The sequence below is a fragment of the Pseudomonas sp. GW821-FHT03C07 genome, from assembly GCF_059420925.1.
Map to the genome: position 1 here is coordinate 190,203 of NZ_JBWKUQ010000007.1, position 25,375 is coordinate 215,577.

General features: G+C 61.7%; 25 protein-coding genes. 12 read left to right on the top strand and 13 right to left on the bottom strand.

From position 1 onward, the window contains the following. The first annotated feature begins 415 nt into the window (after positions 1-415). Positions 416-769: a hydroxyisourate hydrolase gene (gene uraH, locus AC07VG_RS16305; protein WP_495001541.1), complete on the top strand. Its 354-nt coding sequence runs from the start codon at positions 416-418 to the stop codon at positions 767-769. A gap of 230 nt (positions 770-999) precedes the next feature. Here uraH and AC07VG_RS16310 read toward each other — a convergent pair whose 3' ends face one another. The 3 genes from AC07VG_RS16310 to AC07VG_RS16320 form a co-directional block, all read right to left on the bottom strand. After that, the gene (locus AC07VG_RS16310) at positions 1,000-1,626 is read right to left on the bottom strand and encodes a LysE family translocator (RefSeq protein ID WP_495001542.1); all 627 of its coding nucleotides are present in this window, start codon (positions 1,624-1,626) and stop codon (positions 1,000-1,002) included. A gap of 64 nt (positions 1,627-1,690) precedes the next feature. Then, complete coding sequence (locus AC07VG_RS16315; RefSeq protein WP_495021538.1) at positions 1,691-3,040, bottom strand: NCS2 family permease; 1,350 nt, start codon at positions 3,038-3,040, stop codon at positions 1,691-1,693. A 316-nt stretch (positions 3,041-3,356) separates the two neighbouring features. Next, complete coding sequence (locus AC07VG_RS16320; protein WP_495001544.1) at positions 3,357-3,797, bottom strand: MarR family winged helix-turn-helix transcriptional regulator; 441 nt, start codon at positions 3,795-3,797, stop codon at positions 3,357-3,359. A gap of 83 nt (positions 3,798-3,880) precedes the next feature. Between AC07VG_RS16320 and AC07VG_RS16325 the strand changes: the two genes are divergently transcribed. The 3 genes from AC07VG_RS16325 to AC07VG_RS16335 all read left to right on the top strand — a co-directional run bounded on the left by AC07VG_RS16325 (position 3,881) and on the right by AC07VG_RS16335 (position 6,233). After that, a complete protein-coding gene (locus tag AC07VG_RS16325; protein ID WP_495001545.1) occupies positions 3,881-5,047 on the top strand; it encodes an aminotransferase-like domain-containing protein in 1,167 nt (388 codons plus the stop codon). 10 nt (positions 5,048-5,057) lie between these two features. Then, complete coding sequence (locus tag AC07VG_RS16330) at positions 5,058-5,660, top strand: glutathione S-transferase family protein (RefSeq protein WP_495001546.1); 603 nt, start codon at positions 5,058-5,060, stop codon at positions 5,658-5,660. Between the two features lie 177 nt (positions 5,661-5,837). Then, positions 5,838-6,233 carry a lysozyme inhibitor LprI family protein gene (locus AC07VG_RS16335; protein ID WP_495021539.1) on the top strand — a complete coding sequence of 132 codons (396 nt, stop codon included), beginning with the start codon at positions 5,838-5,840 and terminating at the stop codon, positions 6,231-6,233. Between the two features lie 12 nt (positions 6,234-6,245). Here the strand turns inward: AC07VG_RS16335 and AC07VG_RS16340 are convergent, their stop codons facing one another. The 5 genes from AC07VG_RS16340 to AC07VG_RS16360 all read right to left on the bottom strand — a co-directional run bounded on the left by AC07VG_RS16340 (position 6,246) and on the right by AC07VG_RS16360 (position 9,167). Then, a complete protein-coding gene (locus AC07VG_RS16340; RefSeq protein WP_495001548.1) occupies positions 6,246-6,617 on the bottom strand; it encodes a glutathione S-transferase N-terminal domain-containing protein in 372 nt (123 codons plus the stop codon). Positions 6,618-6,856: 239 nt separating this feature from the next. Continuing rightward, positions 6,857-7,402 (bottom strand): GTP cyclohydrolase I FolE, encoded by a 546-nt coding sequence (gene folE, locus AC07VG_RS16345; protein WP_100940621.1) that lies wholly within the window; start codon positions 7,400-7,402, stop codon positions 6,857-6,859. Between the two features lie 78 nt (positions 7,403-7,480). Continuing rightward, positions 7,481-8,038, bottom strand: coding sequence for a Smr/MutS family protein (locus tag AC07VG_RS16350; protein ID WP_495001549.1), 558 nt, complete (start codon positions 8,036-8,038; stop codon positions 7,481-7,483). A 76-nt stretch (positions 8,039-8,114) separates the two neighbouring features. Further along, positions 8,115-8,435 (bottom strand): hypothetical protein, encoded by a 321-nt coding sequence (locus tag AC07VG_RS16355; RefSeq protein WP_495001550.1) that lies wholly within the window; start codon positions 8,433-8,435, stop codon positions 8,115-8,117. 138 nt (positions 8,436-8,573) lie between these two features. Beyond that, complete coding sequence (locus tag AC07VG_RS16360; protein ID WP_495001551.1) at positions 8,574-9,167, bottom strand: cysteine hydrolase family protein; 594 nt, start codon at positions 9,165-9,167, stop codon at positions 8,574-8,576. A 221-nt stretch (positions 9,168-9,388) separates the two neighbouring features. Here AC07VG_RS16360 and prmB point away from each other — a divergent pair, with 221 nt between their 5' ends. Both prmB and AC07VG_RS16370 read left to right on the top strand, forming a co-directional pair. Then, entirely contained in the window at positions 9,389-10,297 is a 909-nt protein-coding gene (gene prmB, locus AC07VG_RS16365; RefSeq protein WP_495001552.1) for a 50S ribosomal protein L3 N(5)-glutamine methyltransferase, read from the top strand. A 548-nt stretch (positions 10,298-10,845) separates the two neighbouring features. Then, positions 10,846-12,519, top strand: a complete 1,674-nt coding sequence (locus AC07VG_RS16370; RefSeq protein WP_495001553.1) for a DEAD/DEAH box helicase — start codon at positions 10,846-10,848, stop codon at positions 12,517-12,519. A 199-nt stretch (positions 12,520-12,718) separates the two neighbouring features. Here AC07VG_RS16370 and AC07VG_RS16375 read toward each other — a convergent pair whose 3' ends face one another. Further along, positions 12,719-13,486, bottom strand: coding sequence for a DODA-type extradiol aromatic ring-opening family dioxygenase (locus AC07VG_RS16375; RefSeq protein WP_495001554.1), 768 nt, complete (start codon positions 13,484-13,486; stop codon positions 12,719-12,721). A gap of 108 nt (positions 13,487-13,594) precedes the next feature. On the opposite strand from AC07VG_RS16375, the gene AC07VG_RS16380 reads away from it, so the two are divergent. Next, positions 13,595-14,254, top strand: coding sequence for a thiopurine S-methyltransferase (locus AC07VG_RS16380; RefSeq protein ID WP_495001555.1), 660 nt, complete (start codon positions 13,595-13,597; stop codon positions 14,252-14,254). A gap of 188 nt (positions 14,255-14,442) precedes the next feature. On the opposite strand, the gene htpX is transcribed toward AC07VG_RS16380, so the two are convergent. Together htpX and AC07VG_RS16390 are read right to left on the bottom strand one after the other, a co-directional pair. Beyond that, positions 14,443-15,330 carry a protease HtpX gene (gene htpX / locus AC07VG_RS16385; protein ID WP_103499304.1) on the bottom strand — a complete coding sequence of 296 codons (888 nt, stop codon included), beginning with the start codon at positions 15,328-15,330 and terminating at the stop codon, positions 14,443-14,445. Between the two features lie 316 nt (positions 15,331-15,646). Continuing rightward, positions 15,647-16,858, bottom strand: a complete 1,212-nt coding sequence (locus AC07VG_RS16390; RefSeq protein ID WP_495001556.1) for a pyridoxal phosphate-dependent aminotransferase — start codon at positions 16,856-16,858, stop codon at positions 15,647-15,649. Positions 16,859-17,084: 226 nt separating this feature from the next. Here AC07VG_RS16390 and msrB point away from each other — a divergent pair, with 226 nt between their 5' ends. From msrB to AC07VG_RS16405, 3 genes are all read left to right on the top strand, one after another. Next, positions 17,085-17,480, top strand: coding sequence for a peptide-methionine (R)-S-oxide reductase MsrB (msrB, locus tag AC07VG_RS16395; protein WP_495021540.1), 396 nt, complete (start codon positions 17,085-17,087; stop codon positions 17,478-17,480). A 153-nt stretch (positions 17,481-17,633) separates the two neighbouring features. After that, positions 17,634-18,119, top strand: coding sequence for a glutathione peroxidase (locus AC07VG_RS16400; RefSeq protein WP_495001558.1), 486 nt, complete (start codon positions 17,634-17,636; stop codon positions 18,117-18,119). Beyond that, positions 18,116-18,574 (top strand): MarR family winged helix-turn-helix transcriptional regulator, encoded by a 459-nt coding sequence (locus AC07VG_RS16405; protein ID WP_495021541.1) that lies wholly within the window; start codon positions 18,116-18,118, stop codon positions 18,572-18,574. The genes AC07VG_RS16400 and AC07VG_RS16405 overlap by 4 nt, the downstream gene beginning before the upstream one ends. On the opposite strand, the gene AC07VG_RS16410 is transcribed toward AC07VG_RS16405, so the two are convergent. Then, the gene (locus tag AC07VG_RS16410; RefSeq protein ID WP_495001560.1) at positions 18,561-20,879 is read right to left on the bottom strand and encodes a hybrid sensor histidine kinase/response regulator; all 2,319 of its coding nucleotides are present in this window, start codon (positions 20,877-20,879) and stop codon (positions 18,561-18,563) included. The genes AC07VG_RS16405 and AC07VG_RS16410 overlap by 14 nt on opposite strands. 167 nt (positions 20,880-21,046) lie before the next feature. Here AC07VG_RS16410 and AC07VG_RS16415 point away from each other — a divergent pair, with 167 nt between their 5' ends. Beyond that, on the top strand, positions 21,047-21,937 hold the full coding sequence (locus AC07VG_RS16415; RefSeq protein ID WP_495001561.1) for an ATP-binding protein: 891 nt from the start codon (positions 21,047-21,049) through the stop codon (positions 21,935-21,937). After that, complete coding sequence (locus AC07VG_RS16420; RefSeq protein WP_495001562.1) at positions 21,934-22,416, top strand: GAF domain-containing protein; 483 nt, start codon at positions 21,934-21,936, stop codon at positions 22,414-22,416. Before AC07VG_RS16415 ends, AC07VG_RS16420 begins: the two co-directional genes overlap by 4 nt. Positions 22,417-22,422: 6 nt before the next feature. Here AC07VG_RS16420 and AC07VG_RS16425 read toward each other — a convergent pair whose 3' ends face one another. Beyond that, on the bottom strand, positions 22,423-25,374 hold the full coding sequence (locus AC07VG_RS16425; RefSeq protein WP_495021542.1) for an HD domain-containing phosphohydrolase: 2,952 nt from the start codon (positions 25,372-25,374) through the stop codon (positions 22,423-22,425). Between the last annotated feature and the right edge of the window lies 1 nt (position 25,375).

Here is a 25,375-nt window from a genome sequence, read left to right on the forward strand (position 1 = left end):
TTCGTGGTGACGGTTGCGTGGTGCCCCGTCAAAACCGGGTGGCGTCACGGCGATGAAATGATTGTATACAACTTTATATTGATTTTGTAAGCCCGTTTTTTTGCATTTCTTTCCGCTGAATGACCGCACGCTTCACCTCGGGAAACCTTGCAAGAAACCTGCCTGTTCGGTCAGTTAATACTTCGGCGGTCTTTTGTCGGCAGGTGATTGCGCGGTATTGGTGGCTGGCGGGCGTGGGTCGGGGGCGTCGGAAAAAAGCTCGAATTTATTGTGTACAATATTTTGTAAAAGTGTCTTAATAATTTCCGGGTCGCGCCGGTTCGTGCTTCGCCAGGGTGCGGTTTCTCCTTTATTCACTGACTCCGGGAGGCGCGAGGCCTGATCTGCCTGAAGGGCGGGCCGGCCCGCAGAATCAATGGGACGTTTGACTACACATGTTTTGGATGCCGCACACGGCTGCCCCGGCAGTTCGATCAAGATCGAGCTGTATCGGCTCGAAGGCGCACAGCTGGAGCTGGTCGCCAGTGTCCTGACCAACAGCGACGGGCGCTGCGATGCGCCGTTGCTGCAAGGGGCCGACTACCGCTCCGGGGTCTATCAGTTGCAGTTCCATGCCGGTGATTACTATCGGGCTCGTGGCGTAACGCTGCCGGAGCCGGCGTTCCTTGACGTGGTGGTGCTGCGTTTCGGGATCAGCGCCGAGCAGGAGCACTACCACGTACCGTTGCTGATTTCGCCCTACAGCTATTCGACCTACCGAGGCAGCTAGATTCCCCAAGCCTCTGCGCAAAAGTTTCCTTGGTTATTTGCCCGCGTTCACTGCGGGCTTTTTTATGTCTGGCGGTTGGGTTTGCAGGTGGTTGTGGTGGTGAATGTACTGGCCTCTTCGCGGGCAAGCTCCGCTCCCACCGTTTTGTGTCTGTACACAATGCCGAGGTTTACTCGGACATTGTGGGAGCGGAGCTTGCCCGCGAAGAGGCCATTACTGACGCTACACATCTAACGGCTCAACAACGACACCGCCCCCGCCCCACCGAACAACCCGGCGCTGATCCGGTTGAACCAGCTCTGCCCCTTGCCACTGCGCAAATACCCCGCCGCGCCATGGGCGCCGAGGCCATAAGCGAGCTTGCACAGCAGATCCAACACGGTCCAGGTAGCGATCATCACCAGCAACTGGCCGAGAAACGCTTGGTCGGCCTTGAGAAACTGCGGCAGGAAGGCGGCGAAGAACAGGATGTCCTTCGGGTTGCTGGCGCCGAGCACAAAGGCGCGCCCAAACAGGGCACGAAAGCGCGGGACCGGTGCGGTTTCGGGCACATTCGCCGCCCGCGCCGGTTGCCGCGATTGTTGCCAGCTCTGCCAGGCGAGATGGAACAGGTACAGCGCGCCGATAATCTTCAGCACGCTGAACAACTGCTCCGAGGCCAGCAGCAACGCACCCAGACCCAGAGCCGAGGCGCTCAACAAGCAGATCGAGGCGCTGACCCCGCCGAGAAAGGCCGGGTACGAGCGACGCAATCCATAATTCAGGCTGTTGCTGATCATCAGCAGCGACAGCGGCCCGGGGATCAGGATCACCACCAGGGCGGCAGTGCTGAACAACAACCAGGTTTCCAGACTCATCGGGTTTCTCCCTTCGTACAAAAGCCCCATCGAGATGGGGCTGGTTACTACCGCTCGGGTTCTCTTACAGAAAGATGAACTTGGCGATAAAAATGGCGCACAGCACCCAGAGGCTGACGGAAATATCCTTGAACTTGCCGGTTCCCGCCTTCAGTGCCACATAGGTGATAAAACCCAGGGCGATCCCATCGGCGACCGAGAACGTCAGCGGCATCATGATCGCGGTGACAATCGCCGGAATGCTGTCCGTCGCATCATCCCACTCGATATGCGCCATGCCACTCATCATCAGCATCGCCACGTAGATCAGCGCGCCCGCGGTCGCGTACGCAGGGATCATGCCAGCCAACGGGGCGAAGAACATGGCCGCGACAAACAGTATGCCTACAGTAACAGCGGTCAGACCAGTCCGACCACCTGCTGCAACACCCGCGGCACTTTCCACGTAGCTGGTGACCGGCGGTACACCGATCACCGCACCGAATACGCTGGAGACGCTGTCCGCTTTCATGGCCCGGGACAGGTTCTCGATACGGCCGTCGGCGTTCACCAGCCCGGCGCGCTGGGCGACGCCCATCAGGGTGCCGGCGGTGTCGAACATGTGCACGAAGAGGAAGGCCAGCACCACGCTGATCATGCTGACGTTGAACACGCCCTTCAGGTCCATGGCCATCCAGGTCGGGGCCAGGCTCGGTGGGGTGGAAAAAATCCCGTGGTATTCCACCAGCCCCAGGCCCCAACCGGCCAGGGTCACGCTGATGATACTGATGAGGATGGCACCGAAGACCCGGTGGTAGCTGAGGATCGCGATCATCAGGAAGCAGACGGCAGCCAACAGCGGGCCGGGTTCATGCAGGGCTCCGAGCTTGATCAAGGTGGCGGGGCTGGCGACAACGATTCCGGCGGTTTTCAGGCCGATGACCCCGAGAAACAGCCCGACCCCGGCCCCCATCGCATGGCGCAGGCTGACGGGGATGCTGTTGAGCAGCCATTCGCGGATCCGCGACAGGGTCAGCGCCATGAACAGCACACCGGAGATAAACACCGCGCCAAGAGCGGTTTCCCAGTGGTAGCCCATGGTGCCGACCACGGTGTAGGTGAAGAACGCGTTCAGGCCCATGCCCGGTGCCAGGCCCACCGGCCAGTTGGCGTAGAGGCCCATCAGCAGGCAGCCGAGGGCGGCGGCGATGCAGGTGGCAACAAAGGCCGCGCCATGATCGATACCGGCGTCGGCCATGATGTTCGGGTTGACGAAGATGATGTAGGCCATGGTGATGAAGGTGGTCACACCGGCGATCAGTTCGGTTTTCACCGTGGTGCGATGCAACCTGAGCTTGAACAGGCGTTCCAGCAGGCCGGAACTCGAGGGTGGCGACAGGTCCAGCAAGGGGGCTTCGGATTTGCGGCTTTCCACAGCGAGTACTCCTCAAGAGTTTTATTGTTATTTCCAGAGCCGGACGCAGGGGCGGGCAGCGGCTCTTTGAGGCAGCACGGGTTTGTTGACCGTAAAGTCAGGAACTCGCACGAAACGAATTATGCTTTTGTATACAAATAAAGCAAATAATGTTTTTTAATTTGTGTGCGATACGTCGGAAGGGGGCGATTGAGAGGAGAGTTGTCGCGAACCCTGTAGGAGCCAGCTTGCTGGCGATAGCGGTTTACCCACCGACAAAGATGTCGACTGTCAGATCGCAATCGCCAGCAAGCTGGCTCCTACAAGGAGTGTGGTATCAGGACGGGCGGTTTTCTCCCAGCGCCAGGTTCACCGCCAACCAGCCGTCCACTGCGGCTTCACCGGCCTGGGCAAAGGCCTTCTGCAACAACTTGACCTGCTCACGGCGCAGCGACGCCTCCAGCTGCTCACCTTCCGCTGTCAGGCGCAGCAGGCGCTTGCGCTTGTCGGCCTCGGACGCAACGCTGCGCACCAGGTCCATTTCAGTCAGTTGGCGTAACGGCATGTTCAGCGCCTGCTTGCTGACGCCGAGCAAGGCCAGCAGCTCCTTGACGCTCACATCCGGATAACGGGCGATAAAAAACACGATGCGCTGGTGCACCCGGCTCAAGCCACGACGCTCGAGCATTTCGTCGGCCTTGGCGGTGAAGGCCTGGTAACCGAAGAAGAAGGCCTGCATGGCATCTTGCTGGGCATTCGAATTTTTAAGGTCAAGCATATTGACGTATTGGCTCGCGGCGGCGTAATTTCGGTCAAGCAGTTTGACGTACTTTTCGTCCACTTAGCTACCGGTGACCATCCATGGCCTTCTCCGAACGCGTGACCCGTCTGAAAAGCTCCCTGATTCGCGAAATCCTCGCGGCCGCCCAGCGTCCGGAAGTGATGTCCTTTGCCGGCGGCCTGCCGTCCGAAGCCATGTTGCCGACGCTGGAGTGGGAGGGGCTGCCGGTCGGCTATGGCCAGTACGGTATGAGTGAGGGCGAGCCGGCGCTGCGCGAGGTGCTGGCCGCCGAGGCGCGGGCGCTGGGGATCGACTGCCAGGCCAGCCAGGTACTGGTGGTCAGCGGGTCCCAGCAGACCCTGGATCTGGTGGCCAAGCTGCATATCGACAAGGGCACCGAGATCCTCCTCGAAGGGCCGACCTACCTCGCCGCCTTGCAGATCTTCCAGCTGTTCGGCGCCGAGTGCCTGACGATCCCCCAGGAACAGGACGGCCCCGATCTGCTCCAACTGCGCGTGCGCCTGGAAAACCACCAGCCGGCCTTCGTCTACCTGATTCCGACGTTCCAGAACCCCTCGGCCGTGCGCTACAGCGAAGCCAAGCGTGAGGCTGTCGCCGCCTTGCTCGACGAGTTCGGCGTGACCCTGATCGAGGATGAGCCCTATCGCGAGTTGACCTATGACGGCGGCAGCGCCCGGCCGATTGTCAGTCGTTTGAACAACAGCAGTTGGATCTACACCGGCACCGTCTCCAAGACCCTGGCTCCCGGATTGCGGGTCGGCTACCTGATCGCCAGCCCGGACCTGTTTCCCCATCTGCTCAAGCTCAAGCAGTCGGCGGACCTGCACACCAATCGCATCGGCCAGTGGCAGGCGCTGCAGTGGATCGGCACGGAAAAATATCGCCAGCACCTGGTGCAACTCCGTGACTTTTACCGAGTTCGACGGGATGCTTTTCAACAGGCACTGGAGCGCCACTTCGGCGACCTGGCCGATTGGCAGGTGCCGCAGGGTGGATTGTTCTTCTGGTTGACCCTCAAGCAGCCGCTGGACACCCGTACCTTGCTCGCCGAGGCATTGAGCCGGGATGTCGCATTCATGCCCGGCGAGCCTTTTTTTGCCGAACCGGAGCGTAATCCGGGTAATCTTCGTCTTAATTTCAGTCACATCGCAGCGGAGCGCCTGGACGAAGGTCTCAAGCGCCTGGCCGCGGTCATCCGTCATGCACAGGTCGCACAGGCGGCTTAAGGGGAGGGCCATGTACAAGGTTTATGGCGATTACCAGTCGGGCAATTGCTACAAGATCAAGCTGATGCTGCACCTGCTGGGGCAGGAATATCGCTGGCACCCGGTGGACATCCTCAAGGGTGACACCGAGACGCCGGAATTCCTGGCTAAAAACCCCAACGGCAAGGTGCCGGTGCTGGAGCTGGAAGACGGCACCTGCCTGTGGGAGTCCAACGCGATTCTCAACTTCCTGGCCGACGGCAGCGAATTCTTGCCCAGCGAGCCGCGTTTGCGCACCCAGGTGCTGCAATGGCAGTTCTTCGAGCAGTACAGCCACGAACCCTATATCGCGGTAGCGCGGTTTATCGAGTTCTATCTGGGCTTGCCGGAGGAGCGTCGTGAGGAATACCTCAAGCTGCAGAAGCGTGGGCACAAGGCGTTGAAGGTGATGGAGAAGCAGCTTCAGCAAACCCCTTACCTGGTGGGCGAGCACTATTCGATCGCCGATATCGCGTTGTATGCCTATACCCATGTCGCCGATCAGGGCGGCTTCGACCTGAGCGCCTACCCGGGCATCCAGGCCTGGTTGCAGCGGGTGGCCAGCCATCCGAAGCATGTCGGCATGCTGGATTGACGATCTGGCGTATGACGCGAGCTTCTGGATGACGCAAACCCTCCCTGTAGGAGCCGGCTTGCTGGCGATAGTGGTTTGTCAGGCGACAGAGATGTCGACTGTCAGCTCGCTATCGCCGGCAAGCCGGCTCCTACAGGAGGTAGGTCATCTGTTTATTCACCGAACAAGGAAGACCGCATGAGTTATCCCATGTTGGCTTTTTTTGCGCTGAGTGTTCTCGGCCTGGCCACGGGCGCACAGGCGGCCGATAACTGCGATGCCAACCAGGCGTCGATGAATGAATGTGCGGGCAAGGAATTGAAGAGGGCCGACAACGACCTCAACCGGTACTACAAGACGCAGATGGACTACCTGAAGAACCCGGCCAACAAAGCAGCGCTCAAGGATGCGCAGCGCAAGTGGCTGGCTTTCCGTGACGCCGATTGCCTGTATCGGAATGGCAAACCGGCGGACGGTGGTTCGATCTGGCCGATGCTTGATTTGCAGTGCAAGGCCGAGTTGACCCGGCAGCGTGCGGCGCAGTTGAAGGCTTATACCGAGTGTCGTGATGAAACCAACGGCTGCCGCAACTAAAGGTGCCCGGGTTCAGGCCGCGGAAAAACGCTTCTGCAGATAGTCGATGATCACCTTGGATTCGTACATCCAGGTGGTCTGGCCGTTTTCTTCGATACGCAGGCACGGCACCTTGATCTTGCCGCCTTGCTCGAGCAGGGTCTGGCGATCCTGTTCGTTGTTCTTCGCGTCACGTAGGGCCACCGGCACGTTGAGGCGGCGCAGGGTGCGGCGGGTCTTCACGCAGAACGGGCAGGCGTGGAACTGATAGAGGGTCAGTTCCCGGGCCGCGGCCTCGACCTTGGCCTGATCAGGCGCGGGGCGTTTTTGCTTGCTTGGGCGGGTGAGGAAATCGATGAAGATGATGAGTTGGCCCAGGCCGACTCGAAGTGCTTTGACGAACACGGGATAGCCTCGTGGGCGGTGGAGAAGGGGTGCAGCTTACCTGATAGTGGTGGGCACGCTGTTTGGGTGGGGGCGAAATTTGTTTGAGAGGGTTGCTTGTGTAGGAATGCAGCTTGTGTGGGAGCGCAGCTTGCGCGCGAAGACGCCCTTGAGGCCGCTAAAAGCTTCGCGGCGGTGCGGCGATCCGACAAGCACCGCTCCCACACAAGCAACCCTCTCACAGGTACTGCATCAGCGGCTTACTTGATCAGTGCCAGGAACTCGCTGCGGGTCGCGGCGTTTTCGCGGAACTCACCGAGCATCACCGAGGTGATCATCGACGAATTCTGTTTCTCCACACCGCGCATCATCATGCACATGTGCTTGGCTTCGATCACCACCGCCACACCCAGAGCACCGGTCACCTGCTGGACCGCGTCGGCGATCTGGCGGCTGAGGTTTTCCTGGATCTGCAGGCGCCGGGCATACATGTCGACGATGCGCGCGACCTTGGACAGGCCCAGCACCTTGCCACTCGGAATGTAGGCCACGTGGGCCTTGCCGATGAACGGCAGCAGGTGGTGTTCGCACAGCGAGTAGAGCTCGATGTCCTTGACCAGCACCATTTCGCTGTTGTCGGAGCTGAACAAGGCACCATTGGTGACTTCTTCCAGGCTCTGTTCGTAACCGCGGCAAAGGTACTGCATGGCTTTGGCGGCGCGCTTGGGTGTGTCGAGCAGACCCTCGCGGGAGACGTCCTCGCCGAGTTGGCCGAGGATCTCGGTGTAATTCTGTTCCAGGGACATGAAGCTACCTGTGGGAGTTTACGCAAAGAGCAAGGATACGGCGGCTGGCAGCCGCCTGCAAATTCGATGACAGTCCGGTTACTCGTCGCGGCCTTCCATCATGGTCCGCTTGAGCATCACATACACCGCCCCCGCACCGCCATGTTTCGGCTGGCAGGAGGTGAAACCCAGGACCTGGGCGTGCTGGCGCAGCCAGGTGTTGACGTGGCTCTTGATCATCGGGCGCTTGCCGTCCAGGCGTACAGCCTTGCCGTGGGTGACGCGCACGCAGCGGATTTCGAATTTGGTCGCCTCGGCGAGAAAGGCCCAGAGGGTTTCCCGGGCTTTCTCCACGCTCATGCCGTGCAGGTCGAGGCTGCCTTCGAACGGAATCTGGCCGATCTTGAGCTTGCGCATCTGGCTTTCCTGGACCCCGTCGCGGGCCCAGTGCAACTCGTCTTCGGGGCCGACGTCGATAACGAACTGGTCGGACAGCCCATCCACCGCGGTGTCCTGCACCCGCACCGTGGCCGCCTGGCGCAACTTGGCCAGCTGCGCGCGATCGGACTTGGGCTTGCCGGTGTCGGCACGATCATGCTTGATCGGCTTGACGCCACGGATCTCGCTTTTGAACAGGGAAAAGTCGTCGTCTTGCATGTCAGCCTCCGCAGGGCCTGGCAGTTTACCCAAGTGCCCTGGGTGGCGTCACCGCAGATTGCGCGCAGGTGCTTGATCAGTCGTGCTTTTTCATCAGGTGGGGGGCGATGTTCAGCCCGTGGCCGCGGCGCATCCGGCGCCGGCTGCGGCGCCACAGCCAGACACCGAGCCAGAGCGTCAGCAGGCCCACGCCCAAAGCCACCGCCGAACCGACCGGCGTGGCATTCAAATCACCCAGTGCCGGCGCGTGGCCGAGCAGGCTGGCCGCGCCGGCCATGATCAGCAGCACCCCGAAGGTGGCCAGCAACGCGGCAAGCGCCGCGCTCAAACGTGAGCCCCAGCTGCTCTGGCCCCGGGGGCGCAGGCGGCGAGCGTCAAAACCATCGGATATCTTCATTCCGATTTCCTCTATGAGTATCGGCCCTTCGACCGGGAGATGGTCGGCTTGTTCCTGATGTATCCGGGAAATCGGAAAATGAGACGCAATTGACCGCGTTAATGGATGGGCGGTCGTCAGGACGCTCCATCGAAACGGCTAGCCGATCAGCTCTTTGGTCTGGGCGAGGGTGGCGAAATTGTCCGCCATGATCGCCATCTCGGTACGCTGGACCTGGACAGCGCTGATGATTTCACCTTTGTAGGGCAGGTCGCGGGTCGCGCAGGCATCTTCCACCAGGGTACAGCGGAAACCCAGGTTCTTGGCTGCGCGCACCGTGGTGCTGACACTGGAGTGGCTCATGAAACCGCAGACGATCAGGTCCAGGGAGCCGAGGTCCTGCAGGTGCTTCTCCAGGCCGGTGCCGTGAAAGGCGCTGGGCAGCAGCTTGCCGATCAGGGTTTCGTCGCCCTGGGGTTCCAGCCCGGGGATGAATTCGCCGCGCTCGCCCTGGGGATCGAACAGACCGCCCACGGTGCCCAGGTGACGGATATGCACGATGGGGCGTCCGGCCTGGCGGGCGGCGGCCACCAACTGCTTGATATTGTCGACGGCAGCGTCCATGCCGGACAAGGCCAGCGGGCCGCTGAGATATTCTTTCTGGGCGTCGATGATCAACAGGCTGGCATGGCCCAGATTGGCGGCTGCATAACCACGGCCGCTGAGTTGAAACATCGTCTTTGGAACAGGCATTCGGGGCTCCTTTGAGTGGGGCTTTTACCGCATTGTCCTCCGGCTGAGCGCGTATGTGAATCGCAACCCGCGCAGGCGGCGTGGTTATTGGGCTGTAGCCGTGTCAAGGGTTGTTTGCCCGCGGGCGAAACGGCGGTGGATGATGTCTTTTTGCCTTATTTTCACCCGGTGCCGGTTTGACTGTTAGAATCCCCCGTCGTTTTTTTCAGGAGCCTCCCCCCGTGATCAATTCCCGCCTGCGTACGCTGCGCGACCATATTCGTTGGGCTGTCAGCCGCTTTCATGGCGCGGATCTGTTTTTTGGTCATGGTACCGATAATGCCTGGGATGAGGCGCGTCAACTGGTGCTGGGGGCCTTGCACCTGCCATGGGAAATCGCCGACAGCTACCTCGACTGCCGCCTGGAAGATGACGAGCTGAGCCGCTTGCAGCACCTGCTCAAGCGCCGCATCGAAGATCGTGTGCCCACCGCCTATCTGCTGGGCGAGGCCTGGTTCTGTGGTCTGTCGTTTATCGTTGACGAGCGGGTGCTGATTCCACGTTCGCCGATCGGCGAATTGATTGAGGGCCACTTCGCTCCCTGGCTGGCGAATGAGCCAGCGCGGATTCTCGACCTGTGCACTGGCTCCGGCTGCATTGGCATCGCCTGTGCCTATGAGTTCCCGCAGGCGGAAGTGGTGTTGGCCGACCTGTCTTTCGAGGCGCTGGAAGTGGCCAACCAGAATATCGAGCGCCACGGCGTCGATGAGCGGGTGTTCACGGTCCAGGGCGATGGTTTCGACGGTCTGCCCGGCCAGCGTTTCGACCTGATCGTCTCCAACCCCCCTTATGTGGATGCCGAGGATTTTGCCGACATGCCGGAGGAATACCAACATGAGCCCGAGCTGGGCCTGGCGTGCGGTGACGACGGTCTGAACCTGGTACGGCGGATGCTGGCCGAGGCGGCGGATCATCTGACCGAGAAGGGCCTGCTGATTGTCGAGGTCGGCAACAGCCAGGTGCATGTCGAGGCGCTGTACCCCGAGGTGGACTTTGCCTGGCTGGACTTCGAGCGCGGTGGGCACGGCGTGTTCATGCTTACGGCCGAGCAATGCCGGGCGCATCAGGCCTTGTTCGCCGCCAGGATCTGAAGCTAACACGATACAAGGAGCTGGCTTGCCAGCGATGACGATGGTGAATCCAACACCGCTATCGCCGGCAAGCCGGCTCCCACATTGACAGCGTTGGCTGCAGTTGCGAGTCAAGGGGCAAGACGGCATACGCAGTTTTGTCGTGCTCTGGAGATCGCTTGAGTTTTATTCGCAGATTCCGACGAGTGAACCGTTTAAGCCGCCAGGCCCATCCGGCAAGGAGGGTCAGAGGCAAGCCGGTGACCGATTATCTGCAAAGCCCGCCATAGAGAGGCGTACAGCGGCATTTCCAGATAAATAAATCTCCCTTTTTTCGCCAATTCCGGTATAGTGCGCGCCGGCCTTTAACCGGGCCGCGTTTAGGTAATGCAATTCCCCGAAGTCAGCTTCGGCTGCTGTCCGCCATGCGGACTATCCTTGACGATTCTTTCATTCAATCGTTTTCGCAAATCCCCGCCGACAAAGCTGCCAGGGTGACTCTCAGAGTCTTACAAGGCATGCGCAGCTTTGGAGCATGGGTCTTTGCGGATGCACTTAGAGGCAGACCCATGACCCAGGAAATCGGCGGCTTCGCCGCTTTTAATCTTAATCCGAATATTCTTGCAGCCGTCACCGCGACTGGCTACGAAGAGCCTTCGGCTATCCAGCAGCAATCGATCCCGATCATCATGGCCGGCCACGACATGATTGGCCAGGCGCAAACCGGTACGGGTAAAACCGCTGCGTTCGCCCTGCCAATCCTGCATCGTATCGATCCTGCTAAGCGCGAACCGCAAGCCCTGATCCTGGCGCCAACCCGTGAGTTGGCGTTGCAAGTAGCAACCGCTTTCGAAACCTACGCCAAGCAAATGCCGGGCGTTACCGTTGTGGCCGTTTACGGCGGCGCGCCCATGGGCCCACAACTGAAAGCAATCCGTAATGGCGCACAGATTGTTGTCGCCACTCCGGGTCGTCTGTGCGACCACCTGCGTCGTGACGAAAAAGTCCTGGCCACCGTGAACCACCTGGTTCTCGATGAAGCGGACGAAATGCTCAAGCTCGGCTTCATGGACGACCTGGAAGTCATCTTCAAGTCCCTGCCAGCAACCCGTCAGACCGTTTTGTTCTCGGCGACCCTGCCGCAGTCGATCCGCGCCATTGCCGAACGCCATCTGCGCGATCCGCAACACGTCAAGATTCAGACCAAGACCCAGACCGTTACCGCGATCGAACAGGCTCACCTGTTGGTTCACGCCGACCAGAAGACCTCGGCTGTGCTGAGCCTGCTGGAAGTCGAGGATTTCGACGCCCTGATCATGTTCGTGCGCACCAAGCAAGCGACCCTGGACCTGGCCAGCGCCCTGGAAGCCAAAGGCTACAAGGCTGCCGCGCTGAACGGCGACATCGCCCAGAACCAGCGTGAGCGCGTGATCGAATCCCTCAAGGATGGCCGTCTGGACATCGTTGTGGCGACCGACGTTGCCGCACGTGGCCTGGACGTTCCGCGTATCACCCACGTGTTCAACGTCGACATGCCGTACGATCCTGAGTCCTACGTGCACCGTATTGGCCGTACCGGCCGTGCCGGTCGCGAAGGTCGCGCACTGTTGCTGGTGACGCCACGTGAGCGCCGCATGCTGCAAGTGATCGAGCGTGTGACCGGTCAGAAAGTCGCCGAAGTCCGCCTGCCGGATGCCCAGGCTGTTCTCGATGCGCGCATCAAGAAACTGACCAACAGCCTTTCGCCACTGGTAGCCGATGCTGAATCGACCCATGGCGAGCTGCTCGATCGCCTGACCGCCGATATCGGTTGCAGCCCGCGTGCCCTGGCCGCGGCCCTGCTGCGCAAGGCCACCAATGGCCAGGCGCTGACCCTGGCGGCGATCGAGAAAGAGCGTCCGCTGGTGCCGAACAATGCGCCACGTGGCGATCGTCCGGAGCGTTCCGGTGACCGTCCTGAGCGTAGCGATCGTGAGCGTCGTGCTCCGGTGCCGTTGGCTGAAGGTCGTGCCCGTTGCCGTACCGCGCTGGGTGCGCGTGACGGTATCGCCGCCAAGAACCTGCTGGGCGCCATCCTTAACGAAGGTGGCCTGGCGCGTGAAGCGATCGGTCGCATCCAGGTGCGTGACAGCTTCAGTCTGGTAGAACTGCCGGAAGATGGTCTGGAGCGTCTGCTGACCAAACTGAAGGACACCCGCGTGGCTGGCAAGCAGCTCAAGCTGCGTCGTTACCGCGAAGATTGATCAGCCCCCGGGTTGATTGATCGATAAAAAAATCCCCGACTGGTTCGGGGATTTTTTTTTGCCTGTTTTTACAGCGTTTGCGCATTCACCGTGCGACCCCCTGTGGGAGCCCGGCTTGCCGGCGATGGCGTCCGTAAGATCACTGCAAGACTCACTGGCCTCATCGCCAGCAAGCCGGGCTCCCACAGGGGGGGGCGCGTCAGGCGAAGCGATAGATGTCCATGCCCAGGGCGCCCATGGTGAAACCCTGGTGGGCAATGCTCATCTGGCCGCCGGCGCCACGAGCGAAGTACAGCGGCAGCAGGTGTTCGTCGCTGGGGTGGCTGCGCACGGCGTAGGGCGCCTGTTTGCGGTAGTCGTGCAGGGCCGCTTCGTCATCGGCGGCGAGCTTGTCGACCATCCAGTCGCGGAAGGCCTTGGCCCACGGCTCAATGCTGTTCGGCCCGGCATGCCAGTCCAGTTCGCCAAGATTATGGGTAATGCTGCCGGAGCCGATCAGCAGGATGCCCTGTGCCCGCAGGCCGCTGAGCGCATGCCCGATGCGCGTCTGCAGGGCCGGGCCCTGGCGGCTCGGCAGGGACACCTGGACCACCGGGATATCGGCTTGCGGGTACATCAGCGACAGGGGCACCCAGACCCCGTGGTCGAACGGGCGCTGCTCATCGAGCTGAGCGGGCAGACCGGCGGCATTGAGGAGCGCGGCGACCTCGGCGGCCAACTGCGGCTCACCGGGCGCCGGGTATTGCACGGCGAACAGCTCCTGTGGAAAACCGCCGAAGTCGTGCCAGGTTTCCGGTTGCGGATTGCTGCTGACCCGCAGGTCCTGGCTTTCCCAGTGGGCCGAGACGATGACGATGGCCTTCGGTCGCGGCAGCTCGGCCGCCAGGCGCGCCAGGGCCGGGCCACTGGCGCCGGGATCGAGGGCCAGCATGGGCGAACCGTGGGAGATGAACAGGCTGGGGAGCATAATAAAAGTCCTGAGCGTCGAGTTAAGATGACGCCATCTTCAATCAGATCATTGATCTAAATCTAATATAAGTTTTAGTGCTTTTTGATCGAATTTTCAGGGTGACCTATGCAACCGGAATTTTGGCACAAGCGTTGGGAACACAACCAGATCGGCTTTCACCTGGAGCAGGTCAACCCCCATCTGCAGCGCTTCTGGCCCGACCTGGCATTGCCGATCGAGGCGCGGGTGCTGGTGCCCTTGTGTGGCAAGAGTCTCGACCTGGCCTGGCTGGCGGCGCAAGGCCTGCGGGTCCTGGGGGTGGAGTTGTCGGAGAAGGCGGTGGAGGCTTTTTTTGCCGAGCAGCAGCTCAAGCCGCTGATACGTCAGCAGGGCGCGTTCATGGTTTATGAGGCGGGTCCGCTGGAGCTCTGGTGCGGGGATTTCTTTGCCTTGACGGCGCAAGACGTTGCCGACTGCGTGGGGTTGTATGACCGGGCGGCGCTGATCGCCTTGCCGCCAGCCATGCGCGAGCGTTATGCGGCGCATTTGAGCAGGATACTGGCGGTCGGCACCCAGGGCTTGTTGATCACCCTGGACTACGACCAGACCCAACTCGACGGGCCGCCGTTCGCCTTGCTCGATGGGGAGGTCCGGCGCTTGCTGGAGCCCCAATGGCAGCTTCAGGTGGAGGACGAGCAGGATGTGCTCGGCGAAAGCTGGAAGTTTCTCCAGGCCGGTGTCACCCGGCTTGATGAGCGGGTTTACCGCTTGGAGAAGGTTTCGTAGGAGGCGGGTAAGCCTGCGATGATCAGGGCAGGAGACAGGCGGGTGGTGACTTTGAAAACACCGCGCTGTTGGCTGTTGTGGGAGCGGAGCTTGCCCGCGAAGCTTTTGGCGTCCTCACAGGCGCCTTCGCGGGCAAGCTCCGCTCCCACAACCACAGCCCCTCATAAGCGGTGCCATCAGGGTGCTTATCAGCCGCGCCGACGCAGGGCTTCGATACGCTCTTCCAGCGGCGGGTGGCTCATGAACATCTTCGCCAGGCCCTGTTTCAGGCCACCGTTGATGCCGAAGGCGTTCAGGGTGTCCGGCATGTGCACCGGCAAACCCTGTTCGGAGCGCAAACGTTGCAGGGCGCCGATCATCGCGGCGGTACCGGCGAGGCTGGCCCCGGCTTCGTCGGCGCGGAATTCGCGCTTGCGCGAGAACCACATGACGATGGCGCTGGCCAGGAAGCCCAGGACCAGTTCGGCGAAGATGGTCGCCACGTAGTAGGCGATGCCCTGGCCTTCTTCATTCTTGAAGATGACCTTGTCGACGAAGTTGCCGATGATTCGCGCGAAGAACATCACGAAGGTGTTCACCACGCCCTGTATCAGCGCCAGGGTGACCATGTCGCCATTGGCCACGTGGCCGATCTCGTGGGCCAGCACGGCTTTCACTTCATCGGGCGAGAACCGCTCCAGCAAGCCCTGGCTGACCGCGACCAGCGCGTCGTTCTTGTTCCAGCCGGTGGCGAAGGCGTTCGCCTCGTAGGCCGGGAAGATACCCACTTCGGGCATCTTGATCCCGGCGTCGCGGGACAGTTGCTCGACGGTTTGCAGCAGCCACTGTTCATGGCGGGTACGAGGTTGGGTAATGAGCTGGGTGCCGGTGCTCATCTTCGCCATCCACTTGGAGATGAACAGCGAGAACAGCGAACCCGCGAAACCAAAGACCGCACAGAAGACCAGCAGCTGATTGAGGTTGAGATCAACCCCGTTGGCCGCCATGAACCCGTTGAAGCCGAAAAGGCTCAGGGTGATGCTGGCAATCAGCACGACCGCCAGGTTAGTGGCCAAGAACAGCAGGATGCGCATCATGGTTGAAAGTTTCTCCTCAGCTAAAGATGTAGCGTCATGCGGGGTATATAAGGTGCGGCTCCGACCTATTCAACCGGGTGACTATTTCAAACTGTGTCCTACAGCTTGATTCTAGCCGCTTGCCAGTCATTTCCTAAGGGATAGCTCGGGTTTTTAAGGCGGCGTAGCGCTGCAAGCCCCTTTGAAACCGGGGGATGTGTTGGCTGTGAGGGGGAGTCCCTGGCCGGCGGCATGCTGACGCAAAGACATACAAAAAGAAATGAGGGAAAAGTGCCCTCCTGCGGCTCACGGATGAGTCGCAGGAGGTTGTAGGAGATTACTGGCGGTAGGTTTTCAGGAACGAGCCGATGCGCCCGATGGCCTGTTCCAGGTCATCCACCCGAGGCAGGGTGACCACGCGGAAGTGATCGGGCCATGGCCAGTTGAACGCGGTGCCCTGGACCACCAGCAGTTTTTCCGAGAGCAGCAGGTCGAGGACGAACTTCTCGTCGTTGAGGATCGGGCAGACTTTCGGGTCGATCCGCGGGAAGGCGTAGAGCGCGCCCATGGGTTTCACGCAGCTGACACCAGGAATGTCGTTGAGCAGTTCCCAGGTGCGGTTGCGCTGTTCCAGCAGGCGGCCGGCCGGCAACACCAGGTCGTTGATGCTCTGGTAGCCGCCGAGGGCGGTCTGGATCGCGTGCTGGCTCGGCACGTTGGCGCACAGGCGCATGTTGGCCAGTATGTCGATGCCTTCGATGTAGCTCTGGGCATTCTGCTTGGGCCCGGAGATTGCCACCCAGCCGGAGCGGAAACCCGCGACCCGGTAGGATTTGGACAGGCCGTTGAAGGTCAGGCAGAGCAGGTCGGGCGCCAGGGAGCCGGTGCAGATGTGGACGGCGTCGTCGTAGAGGATCTTGTCGTAGATTTCGTCGGAAAAGACCACGAGGTTGTGCTGGCGGGCCAGTTCCAGCATGCCCAGCAGGACTTCCTTCGAATACACCGCGCCTGTCGGGTTGTTCGGGTTGATGATCACCAGGGCCTTGGTGTTGGGGGTGATCTTGGCCTTGATGTCGGCCAGGTCCGGCCACCAGTTGGCCTGCTCGTCGCACAGGTAATGCACCGGGTTGCCTCCGGCCAGGGTCACGGCGGCGGTCCACAGCGGGTAGTCCGGCGCCGGAACCAGCACTTCGTCGCCATTGTTGAGCAGGGCCTGCATGGACATCACGATCAGTTCGGACACACCGTTGCCCAGGTAGATGTCTTCGATGCCGACACCTTCGACCTGCTTTTGCTGGTAGTACTGCATGACCGCCTTGCGGGCGCTGAACAGACCCTTGGAGTCACTGTAGCCCTGCGCGGTCGGCAGGTTGCGGATCACGTCCTGGAGGATTTCGTCCGGGGCTTCGAAACCGAAGGGCGCCGGGTTGCCGATGTTCAGCTTGAGGATGCGATGGCCTTCCTCTTCCAGGCGCTTGGCGTGCTTGAGCACTGGGCCGCGAATGTCATAGCAGACGTTGGCGAGCTTGTTCGATTTGCTGACCTGCATGGCGATGTGATCCTGAAAATGGACGATCCAGGCGGTCTCGTCGAGGCCGCTATGGCAATACTGCGTTTTCACCGCGTCTTGTGGTCCCCGGCCGCTGGCTGGGAAAATCCGTTTGAATGCGTCGGACGCGGGTGCCAGACTGGCATTTGACGAGGCGCAATCATACGTGCCGCCCGATCCGTGGAAAAGAGACAGATCGGGGTTTTTCAGCCGCCGAGGTGTAACGATGGAAAAGTTGGAAAAAACCCTGGAAGAATGGCGCGCCATGCTCGACCCGGAGCAGTACAACGTGTGCCGGCTCAAAGGCACCGAGCGGCCGTTTTCCGGTAAATACAACGGCACCAAGACCGACGGGGTCTATCATTGCATCTGCTGCAATGAGCCGCTGTTTGATTCCCGTACCAAGTTCGACTCCGGCTGCGGCTGGCCGAGTTTCTACCAGCCGATCGGCGACAATGCGATGGTCGAGATCCGCGATATCAGCCACGGCATGATCCGCACCGAAGTGGTCTGCGCCAAATGCGACGCGCACCTGGGCCATGTTTTTCCCGACGGCCCGCCGCCGACCGGTTTGCGCTACTGCATCAACTCGGTGTGCCTGGATCTGGCTCCGCGCGGCTGAATCCGCTGTTGCGCGGTGTTCCTGATTTCCGGGCCCGCGCGAAACCTGGTGGGCTGGGGGGCATGGCTTATAGGGGACCATCAATCCGAGAAATTGAATTGTGTGCAATTCAATTGCTCGCTATCTTGTTCGACATTCATTGGAGGAACTGTCATGAGCGATAACCTGCTGAACATCCCTTGCACCACCATCAAGGGCGAGCAAAAGACCCTGGGCGACTTCGCCGGCAAGGCGATCCTGGTGGTCAACACCGCCAGCAAGTGCGGGTTTACCCCGCAGTACAAAGGGCTTGAGCAGCTCTGGCAGTCCTACAAGGACCAGGGGCTGGTGGTGCTCGGTTTTCCCTGCAACCAGTTCGGCAAGCAGGAGCCGGGCAACGAAGGGGCGATCTCCGAGTTCTGCGAGCTGAACTACGGCGTCAGTTTCCCGCTGTTCAAGAAGATCGACGTCAACGGCGACGCTGCCCATCCGCTGTTCGTCCAGCTGAAGAAACGCGCACCGGGTCTGCTCTGGTCCCAGGGCATCAAGTGGAATTTCACCAAGTTCCTGATTGGCAAGGACGGCCGCCTGGTGAAGCGTTTCGCGCCCACCACCAAGCCGGAGAACCTCACCCGCGAGATCGAAGCCCTGCTTAAATGAATGACCTGTCCAGCGATTCGCTGAGCCTCGACAGCCAGCTCTGCTTCAAGCTCTATGCCGCTTCCCGGGCGGTGATCCGCGGCTACAAGCCGATGCTGGAGCAGTTGCGCCTGACCTACCCGCAGTACCTGGCGATGCTGGTGCTGTGGGAGTGGCACGACAGCGCGCCGGCGCAACCGACGGTCAAGGCTCTCGGCGAGCGCCTGCTGCTGGACTCGGGGACGCTGACGCCGCTGCTCAAGCGCCTCGAGCAGATGGCCCTGGTGCAACGGCGTCGTTCGGCCCTCGACGAGCGCGAAGTGCACCTGAGCCTGAGCCCGGCGGGGGCGGCCTTGCGTGCTCAGGTGTTGCCGATCAAGACCCGCCTGCTCTGCGACAGCGGCGTCGATCTGACCCGGCTCGACGAGCTGCGCCACGGCCTCGACGAGTTGCTGGTCCAACTCAAGTCGTTGTAGCAGGCACCCACTGTTCGAGCAGGGCCATCAGTTCTTCACGGCGGAAGGGCTTGGCCAGGTAATCGCTCATGCCCGCGGCCCGGCAGCGTTCACGTTCCTCGGGCATGGCGTTGGCCGTCAGCGCGACGATCGGCAGGTTTGGCCAGCGCCCACTACGGCGTATCTGCCGGCTGGCTTCGTAACCATTCATGACCGGCATATTGCAGTCCATCAACACCAGGTCGAACACCTGCTGCTCCAGCTGGCTCAGGGCCTCGCCGCCATGGGCGGCGACTGTCACTTCGCAGCCGAGCTTGCCGAGCATGCCCTTGGCCACCAGTTGATTGACCGGATTGTCCTCCACCAACAGGATACGCGCGCGCCGCAAGGGCTGGCTGTCCCGGGGCTGGACGTTGAGCTCTGCCGGATCGTCGGGCAGCAGGATGCGCGCCAGCGTCTGGTACAGCGCGTTGCGCGCCAAGGGGCGGGCCTGCTGTTGCAGCGGGGCGAGGGCACTGGCCTGCTCACTGGGCATGAAGTTGCCATAGGCGGTGACCAGCAGGATCGGCGCGCTGATTGCCGGCCGCAGGCCGAACAGGCATTCGGGACAGTCGGTGATCAACAGGTCGGGGTTAACGCCGGCCAGGCTGTCATCCAGCCCGTAGTGTTGATAGTCCAGGCCCCAGACCGGCAACTGCTGGCCGAGCAGTTCGCTCAGGCCGCTGGTGCTGGAGGTCACGGCGATGATCTTGCCGGTGAGGAGCCGCGGTGTCGCCGCCGGCGTGTGTCCGGGCAGCGGCAGTTCGGCGCAGAACTGGCTGCCGAAGCCGACTTCGGAGTTGATGGTCAGGCGGCCTTTCATGGCCTCGCAGAGGTTGTAGGTCAGGGTCAGCCCCAGGCCGGTGCCGCCGAACTGGCGGGTGATGCCGGCACCGGCCTGGGTGAAGGGCTGGAAGATCTTCGCCTGGGCTTCCTGGGCGATACCGATACCGGTGTCGCAGATTTCGATGCGCACGCCGTTGTCGCGGGCGCTCAGGCGCACATCGACCCGGCCGAAGCGAGTGAACTTCAGGGCGTTGGACAACAGGTTGCTGACGATCTGCCGGACCCGCGTCGGGTCGCCGAGTACCAGCGCCGGGAATTGCGGGTCGATCAGGCAGGCCAGCTCGACGCTGGGGGCGGCGTTTTGCGAAAGCAGGTTGGCGGTGTCCTCGATCAGCGCGCCGAGGTCGAAGGGGATGCGCTCCAGCTCCAATTGCCCGGCATCGAATTTCGACAGGTCGAGGATGTCGTTGAGCAGCTCCACCAGGACTTTCCCTGAGTCGTGGGCAATCGACAACTGCTGGCGTTGCTCGGCGTTCAACGGGCTGTCCAGGGACAGGGCGATCATGCCGAGCAGCCCGTTCAAGGGCGTGCGGATCTCATGGCTCATGTTGGCCAGAAACGCCGAACGGGCCTGGGCCATGTTCAGCGCCGTGCTGCGCGCCACCTCCAGTTCTTCGTTGGATTGACTCAACCGCGCGTTGCTGGCCTTGAGTTCGGTGGTGCGCGCCGAGACGATATTTTCCAGCTGACCCAGGTAGTCGGTCAGGCGGTTTTCAGCACTGCGGCGCTGCTGGATCTCGGTGCTCATGTTCTCGAATTGCTGGTTGGCGACCTTGACCAGCACGCCGATCTCATCGTGTTCATGGCCCTGAGGGAAGGCCAGCCGCGCCTGTTTCGACTGGCCCGGGGTGCTGCTGCTGAGGGCCTGGATCACCCGCACCAGAGGTTTGGTCAGCATCACATAGAACAACACCAGCAGGATGAGGGTGAGGATCAGGCTGCGGGCAAAACCGTTGAGCAGGGTGATCTCGGCTCGATGCAGGAAGCGTATGCCGAAGGTATAGGTGTCGATATCCAGGTGCAGGGTGCCCAGGGATTCGTCCGGCAAATGGCTGAGAAAAAGCCGGTCTTCAAAGCGCCGATCGGCGCCGAACAGCCAATCGCTGATCATCCGATAGCTGCCCTCCTGGCGCGGCCGTTCGACACTGGCCAGGACCATATGGTTGTTGTCGATCAACTGCGCGCGCAGCACCGCCGGCGAGCGCAGCAGACCCAGGGCCAGTTCCTGCGCCAGTTCGGCGTCGATGTTGTAGGCGATCCTCGATGCCGGGTTGTGGCTGATTTCCAGCAGGGAGAGGATTTCACGGTTGATCGAGGCGCTTTCGCTGGCATAATCGATGCCGATTTGCAGCAGACTGAGCAGTGTTCCCAGAATGAAGCCGACCAGCACCGTCAACCGGGCTTGTTTGTAGGACAAGCGGTGGGTGAATTTTATATCCATGGGGTGGTGTACCACTTTCCTTTCCCTTCGCCGGGCAAGCATAGCTGATCCGAGGCACGCACCGGCAGTGGGGGATTCGATACGCGCGGTGTGCAGTCTGCCAGAGCTTGCCGGCGCCCGACGGCGCCAACGCGACATCATCGTATGAACTTGCCTGAGGAAACGTCGTGGATTCCCGATTGAATGCCTTTCTTGAGCGTGCCGACGCGGTGCTCGCCCGTCTTGAACCGCTGTTGCCCGCGCCGCGCCAGGCCATTGATTGGAACGGCTGCCTGGCGGCCCGCTGGCAGCGTGAAGGTCGCAGTGGCTACTTGTTGCCGCTGGAGGTCAGCCTGGATATGCGGTTGTCCGACCTGATCGGCGTGGACAAGCAACGCGAGCAGTTGGCGCGCAACACCCGGCAGTTCCTCGATGGCTTGCCGGCCAACCATGCCTTGCTCTGGGGCGCGCGTGGCACCGGCAAGTCCTCGCTGGTGCGTGCCTTGCTCGCCGAGCATGCCAAAGCGGGCCTGCGCCTGATCGAGATCGAGCGCGATCACCTGGCGGATCTGCCGCGGGTGGTGGAGCAGTTGCAAAAGTTGCCCCAGCGCTTCGTGCTGTTTTGCGATGACCTGTCCTTCGAGGCGGGCGAAGGCGACTATCGTGTGCTCAAGAGTGTGCTCGACGGTTCCCTCGAACAGGCCCCGGACAACGTCTTGCTCTACGCCACCTCGAACCGCCGGCACCTGGTGCCGGAGAAAGAGAGCGATAACGAAAACTGGACGCGTGTCGACGGCGAATTGCACCCCAGCGAAGCCGTGGAGGACAAGATCGCCTTGTCCGACCGCTTCGGCCTGTGGCTGTCGTTCTACCCCTTCACCCAGGAGCACTTTCTCAGTGTGGTCGAGCACTGGGTCGGCGAGTTGGCGCTCAAGGCCGGCCTGGCCTGGCAGCGTGATGAGGCACTGGATATCCAGGCGGTGCGCTGGGCTACCGGGCGCGGTAATCGCAATGGCCGTTGCGCCTATCAGTTTGCCCGCTATTGGGTGGGTTTGAAGTTGCTGGAGCAGGCACCATGATCGATTTACAGAACGCGGGTAGCGGCCTGGACGGCTACGGGCTGCTGCACGCGCAGTTGGAATCGCTGCTGGCGGACGAGCGGGATTTTATCGCCAATGCCGCGCAATTCTCGGCCTTCCTGTTCAATCAGCTGGAGGACCTGAACTGGGCCGGGTTCTACCTCAACCGCGATGAAGAACTGCTGCTCGGACCGTTCCAGGGGCAGATCGCCTGCGTGCGCATTCCCTTCGGCCGGGGCGTCTGCGGGACCGCCGCGGCGACCCGGGAAACCCAGCGGGTCGAGGACGTACATGCGTTTGCCGGGCATATCGCCTGCGACAGCGCCTCGAACAGCGAACTGGTGGTACCGCTGGTCAAGGACGGCCGCTTGGTCGGCGTGCTCGACCTGGACAGCCCGCGCCTGGCCCGCTTCACCCTCGAAGACCAGGCCGGCATCGAGCACCTGGCGGCAATCTTCCTGCGTCTGACTGACTGCTGAGGCGATTCAGGCGCCCAGCCCGGCCTTTTCCAGCAGCGACTCGGCATCCACCGTGTCGATCTGCTGGGGCAGGACATGCTGCCGGGCGTACTCCAGGTAGATTTCTTCGCGGATAAACAACTCGAACAATTGCGGATCGATATGGGCGTCGCGGCACATGGCGGCCATGATGCCCAGCGCTTCGCTCAGGCTCTTGCCCTTTTTGTAGGGGCGATCGGCGGCGGTCAGCGCCTCGAAAATATCGGCAATCGCCATCATCCGCGCCGGCAGGCTCATCTGTTCACGCTTCAGGCGCTTGGGGTAACCGGTGCCGTCCATTTTTTCATGGTGACCGCCGGCGATCTCCGGCACGGCGGCCAGGTGCCCGGGAAATGGCAGTTGATCGAGCATCAGGATGGTCTGCACCATGTGATGGTTGATGATGTAGCGCTCTTCGCGGGTCAGCGTCCCGCGGGCAATGCTCAGGTTGTACAACTCCCCTCGATTGAACTTGTAGGGCGGCACGTCCAGTTGGAAGCCCCAGCGGTTGTCGGCGGGGATCAGCTCGGCGGGGTTGCGTTCGAACAGATGCTCGGGCTTGTCCGCCAGCAGCGCTTCGCTGACCGGCAGGGGCGCAGTTGATTGGCGTTCCTGGCGATGATGTTCTTCCCAGGAAACGCCCAGGCGATCGTCCAGCGTGCGGGTCCAGGTGCGTTGGGCAATGCGCTGCAGGCGCGCCTGGTCGGCCTCGGCCATGGCTTCGCTGCCAAGATTGCAGTGGGCGACAAAGGCAAAATCCTCATCCAGGGCCGCGAGGCTGGTATCGCGCGCCTGGCTCAGGGCCGGCTCGTTGCCACCCTGTGCCAGGCCTTGCCAATAGTCGACCCAGGCATCGCGCTTGAGCACTTCGAAGCGGGTGCGTATTTCGTGAATGCGGTCGTACAGGGTTTCCAGCTTGGTTGCTTTGTCGACCACGTATTCCGGCGTGGTGACCTTGCCGCAGTCATGCAGCCAGGCGGCGACGTGCAGCGCTTCCCATTCGTCCTCCGTGGGCTGATAGCCCTTGAACGCCGGTGTCTGGCTGGCGGCGGCGGCTTCGGCGATCATCAGTGTCAGCGCCGGGACGCGTTGGCAGTGGCCGCCGGTGTAAGGACTCTTGGCGTCGATGGCCCCGGCCAGCAATTGGATGAAGGCGTCCAGCAACTGCTTCTGCCGGGCTTGCAGGCGTTGGCTCTCGATACAGGCGGCCGCGGTGCCGGAAATGGCGCTGATAAAGGCGATGCGATCCGGCTGCAGGTTCTCCATATCGGCCTCGGTGCCGCTGTCGGGCAGCAGCAGGGCAAGCACGCCGACGGTTTCGCCCTGGCGATTGTGCAGGCGAATACCGATCAGGTGAATCCGTGGGCTTTCCAGGGTGAGCAGGACCTTTTGCAAGTCGGCCGCCTGCTCGAAGCCGAGGGTGGCGACCACGTTGTCCTGCCGGTCGAGTGTCTTGAGCCAGGCCGGGCGCTGTTCGTCGGCCTCGGCGGCGTTGCGGATATCGAATTGGCGGGGATCCTGCTGTACGCCATCGATGACCAGGGCGTGGGCCTCCAACTGGCGGCTTTCGCTGTCCAGCAGGTAGATCAGGCCGGCCCGGGCCTGGGCGATTTTCAGCGTTTCCTCGAGCACCCGTTGCAGCAGCGGGTCGAAACGGGTTTGCGCCGAAAGGCTGGAGGCGATTTCGAAGAAGCTGGCCAGGGTCTGCTTCATGCGGGTCATCGAGATCGCCAGTCGGTCGACTTCCAACACTGGCGAACGTGGTGTCGCCGGGTGGTTGAAGTTGAAGCTGCGAATCGCATCGGCCTCCTGCACCAGGGCATGCAGCGGCTTGACCAGCAGCCTGGAGGTCAGCCAGCCAAGGGGCAGACACAGCAACAGGGTGGCCAGGGTGATCAGCGCGCCTTGCCAGCGGATCCGGTAGGCATCCGCCAGCAGTTCGTCTTCCGGCACCAGCAGCGCCAGTTGCAGGCCCTTGGGACCGCCTTCGGCGAGCTGCGTGCGGGCGACTATCCATTGCCGTTGCGCGGTCTTCAGGTAGTGCTCGGTGCTGTTGCCCGGTTCCATGAAGCGCCGCAGGATCGGGCTCAGGTCCTGCACCCGGGGCAGGCGCGCGTCGCTGCTGCCACCGATCAACCGGGCGTAGTCGGGGTAGGCCACGGCATTGGCGTTTTCATCGAACAGGACGATTTCGGTCGAGGGCGTGACCTTGTGCCTGTCCAGGGTCGCGGACAGGTCGGCGAGGGTCAGGTCGGCGGCGATCACCACGTTCGCGCTGCCGCGCCGGGCGAGGGTGGTGCCGACATTGTGAGTGGAGAAAAACAGGTAGGGCGCGGTGGTGATCTGGTCACTGTCGTTCAGGGCGCTGTTGAACCAGGCTCTGACGCGGGGATCGTAGGCTTCGCGATGATTGTCCTGGCGGCTGATCAACTGCAACGCCGCGTCGAAGAACAGCGATTCGGACTTGACCCCCTGGACACCGGGGTCGCGCTCGATGCTCCAGACCTGGAAAGCAGCATTCTCCGGCGCCTTGAAGTAGGCGCGCAGGGCGCTGTCGCGCAACGGTCGGACCATGAAGAAGTCGCCATCGGCGTAACCGAGGTAAAGCGAGGCCAGGTTCGGGTTGTCGTTCAAGGCCTGGGTGAAGGGCTTGAGCAGGGCCAGCCGTTGCTCCAGCCCGGGGGCCTGGGTGCGATCGTCGATGGCCAGCAGGCTCAGCAGATGGCGAATCGGCTGGTAGGTGTTCTGTAGATCAAGCTGTACATCGTCCCGGACCCTGCCGAAGAGTTTTTCGCTGCTGGAGAGAATGATCTGGGTGGTTTGCCGGTAGTTGAACAGCCCCAGCAGGATGCCAGTCAACAGCAGCAGACAGGTGAACAGGATACTGATGTGCACGTGCAGCGCCAGCCGGCGTCTTTCGCGTTGCATGGGACGGGGCATC

Bases quoted from the DNA above. Each gene is read 5' to 3' on its own strand.
- htpX (WP_103499304.1), bottom strand. From the start codon at position 15,330: ATGATGCGCATCCTGCTGTTCTTGGCCACTAACCTGGCGGTCGTGCTG.
- AC07VG_RS16355 (WP_495001550.1), bottom strand. From the start codon at position 8,435: ATGAAGATATCCGATGGTTTTGACGCTCGCCGCCTGCGCCCCCGGGGC.
- AC07VG_RS16370 (WP_495001553.1), top strand. From the start codon at position 10,846: ATGACCCAGGAAATCGGCGGCTTCGCCGCTTTTAATCTTAATCCGAAT.
- AC07VG_RS16325 (WP_495001545.1), top strand. From the start codon at position 3,881: ATGGCCTTCTCCGAACGCGTGACCCGTCTGAAAAGCTCCCTGATTCGC.
- AC07VG_RS16390 (WP_495001556.1), bottom strand. From the start codon at position 16,858: ATGCAGGTCAGCAAATCGAACAAGCTCGCCAACGTCTGCTATGACATT.
- AC07VG_RS16335 (WP_495021539.1), top strand. From the start codon at position 5,838: ATGAGTTATCCCATGTTGGCTTTTTTTGCGCTGAGTGTTCTCGGCCTG.
- AC07VG_RS16330 (WP_495001546.1), top strand. From the start codon at position 5,058: ATGTACAAGGTTTATGGCGATTACCAGTCGGGCAATTGCTACAAGATC.
- AC07VG_RS16375 (WP_495001554.1), bottom strand. From the start codon at position 13,486: ATGCTCCCCAGCCTGTTCATCTCCCACGGTTCGCCCATGCTGGCCCTC.
- AC07VG_RS16320 (WP_495001544.1), bottom strand. From the start codon at position 3,797: ATGCTTGACCTTAAAAATTCGAATGCCCAGCAAGATGCCATGCAGGCC.
- AC07VG_RS16380 (WP_495001555.1), top strand. From the start codon at position 13,595: ATGCAACCGGAATTTTGGCACAAGCGTTGGGAACACAACCAGATCGGC.
- AC07VG_RS16400 (WP_495001558.1), top strand. From the start codon at position 17,634: ATGAGCGATAACCTGCTGAACATCCCTTGCACCACCATCAAGGGCGAG.
- msrB (WP_495021540.1), top strand. From the start codon at position 17,085: ATGGAAAAGTTGGAAAAAACCCTGGAAGAATGGCGCGCCATGCTCGAC.
- uraH (WP_495001541.1), top strand. From the start codon at position 416: ATGGGACGTTTGACTACACATGTTTTGGATGCCGCACACGGCTGCCCC.
- AC07VG_RS16420 (WP_495001562.1), top strand. From the start codon at position 21,934: ATGATCGATTTACAGAACGCGGGTAGCGGCCTGGACGGCTACGGGCTG.
- AC07VG_RS16405 (WP_495021541.1), top strand. From the start codon at position 18,116: ATGAATGACCTGTCCAGCGATTCGCTGAGCCTCGACAGCCAGCTCTGC.
- AC07VG_RS16310 (WP_495001542.1), bottom strand. From the start codon at position 1,626: ATGAGTCTGGAAACCTGGTTGTTGTTCAGCACTGCCGCCCTGGTGGTG.
- AC07VG_RS16360 (WP_495001551.1), bottom strand. From the start codon at position 9,167: ATGCCTGTTCCAAAGACGATGTTTCAACTCAGCGGCCGTGGTTATGCA.
- AC07VG_RS16350 (WP_495001549.1), bottom strand. From the start codon at position 8,038: ATGCAAGACGACGACTTTTCCCTGTTCAAAAGCGAGATCCGTGGCGTC.
- AC07VG_RS16425 (WP_495021542.1), bottom strand. From the start codon at position 25,374: ATGCCCCGTCCCATGCAACGCGAAAGACGCCGGCTGGCGCTGCACGTG.
- AC07VG_RS16410 (WP_495001560.1), bottom strand. From the start codon at position 20,879: ATGGATATAAAATTCACCCACCGCTTGTCCTACAAACAAGCCCGGTTG.
- folE (WP_100940621.1), bottom strand. From the start codon at position 7,402: ATGTCCCTGGAACAGAATTACACCGAGATCCTCGGCCAACTCGGCGAG.